This is a genomic window from Variovorax jilinensis (assembly GCF_030316885.1).
GTDB lineage: Bacteria > Pseudomonadota > Gammaproteobacteria > Burkholderiales > Burkholderiaceae_C > Variovorax > Variovorax jilinensis.
Genome location: NZ_JASZYQ010000018.1, coordinates 1 through 1,765, shown reverse-complemented (window position 1 = coordinate 1,765; position 1,765 = coordinate 1). Strand labels below are relative to the sequence as shown.

Annotated in this window: 2 protein-coding genes; both read left to right on the top strand. The window is 68.7% G+C overall.

Annotated elements, in window-relative coordinates:
• Positions 1-837: aldehyde dehydrogenase family protein (locus QTH87_RS26150; RefSeq protein WP_286613354.1), on the top strand; the 837-nt coding region annotated here is incomplete at its 5' end.
• A gap of 2 nt (positions 838-839) precedes the next feature.
• The gene (gene hpaD / locus QTH87_RS26145; protein WP_286613352.1) at positions 840-1,763 is read left to right on the top strand and encodes a 3,4-dihydroxyphenylacetate 2,3-dioxygenase; all 924 of its coding nucleotides are present in this window, start codon (positions 840-842) and stop codon (positions 1,761-1,763) included.
• Positions 1,764-1,765: the final 2 nt, after the last annotated feature.

Below are 1,765 nucleotides of genomic sequence, written 5' to 3'. Positions count from 1 at the left end.
CCGCTGGTGGCGCACCCGGACGTGCGCGCGATCTCGTTCACCGGGTCCACCGCCACCGGCAACCGCATCGTCAAGAGCGCGGGTCTGAAGAAGTTCAGCATGGAGCTCGGCGGCAAGAGCCCGTTCGTGGTCTTCGAGGATGCCGACCTCGACCGCGCGCTCGACGCGGCCGTGTTCATGATCTTCAGCAACAACGGCGAGCGCTGCACCGCGGGCTCGCGCATCCTGGTGCAGCAGTCGATCTATGCCGACTTCGCGGCGAAGTTCGCCGAGCGCGCCAGGCGCATCACGGTCGGCGACCCGCTCGACGAGAAGACCATCGTCGGGCCGATGATCTCGCAGGCGCATCTGGCCAAGGTGCGCAGCTACATCGAGCTGGGCCCGAAGGAAGGCGCGACGCTGCTGTGCGGCGGGCTCGGTGCGCCCGAGCTGCCGGACCGCGTGAAGAAAGGGAACTACGTGCTGCCCACGGTCTTCGCCGACGTCGACAACCGCATGCGCATCGCGCAGGAGGAGATCTTCGGGCCGGTCGCCTGCCTGATCCCGTTCAAGGACGAGGCCGATGCGATCCGCCTGGCCAACGACATCGCCTACGGTCTCTCGAGCTACGTCTGGACCGAGAACATCGGCCGCGCGCACCGGGTGGCGGCGGCGGTCGAGGCCGGCATGTGCTTCGTCAACAGCCAGAACGTGCGCGACCTGCGCCAGCCCTTCGGCGGCACCAAGGCTTCGGGCACCGGCCGCGAGGGCGGCACCTGGAGCTACGAGGTGTTCTGCGAGCCCAAGAACGTCGCGGTGAGCCTGGGCAGCCACCACATCCCGCACTGGGGAGCCTGAGCATGGGCAAGCTCGCACTCGCCGCCAAGATCACGCACGTGCCCTCGCTGTACCTGAGCGAGCTCGACGGCCCGCGCAAGGGCAGCCGCCAGGCCGCGATCGACGGCCTGAAGGAGATCGGTCAGCGCTGCCGCGACCTGGGCGTCGACACCATCGTGGTCTTCGACACCCACTGGCTGGTCAACGCCAGCTACCACCTGAACTGCGCGCCGCATTTCAAGGGCGTCTACACCAGCAACGAGCTGCCGCACTTCATCAGCAACATGCCCTACGAGGTGCCGGGCAATCCCGAGCTCGGCCGGCTGCTCGCGAGCACCTGCAACGAATGGGGCGTGGAGACGCTCGCGCACGACGCCACCACGCTGGGCCCCGAGTACGGCACGCTGGTGCCGATGCGCTACATGAACGAGGACCTGCACTTCAAGGCGATCTGCGTGTCGGCCCTGTGCACCAGCCACTACCTCAACGACAGCGCCCGCCTGGGCTGGGCGATGCGCCGCGCGGTGGAGGACCACTACAACGGCACGGTCGCCTTCTTCGCCAGCGGCTCGCTGTCGCACCGCTTCGCGCAGAACGGCCTGGCGCCGCAGTTCGCCGACCGCGTCTGGAGCCCGCTGCTCGAGCGCATGGACCACGACGTGGTGAAGATGTGGGAAGGCGGCGAATGGGCCGACTTCTGCGCCATGCTGCCCGAGTACGCGGCCAAGGGCCACGGCGAGGGCTTCATGCACGACACCGCGATGGTGCTCGGCGCGCTGGGCTGGTCGGCCTACGACGGCCATGCGGAGGTGGTCACGCCCTACTTCGGCTCCTCGGCCACGGGCCAGATCAACGCCGTGTTCCCGGTCACGCCGCAGGACGGCCGCGCCATCCCCAAGGCCCAGGCTTCCAGCGCCGAGGGCTTCCAGAGCGTGTCGCGGCTCTGAGC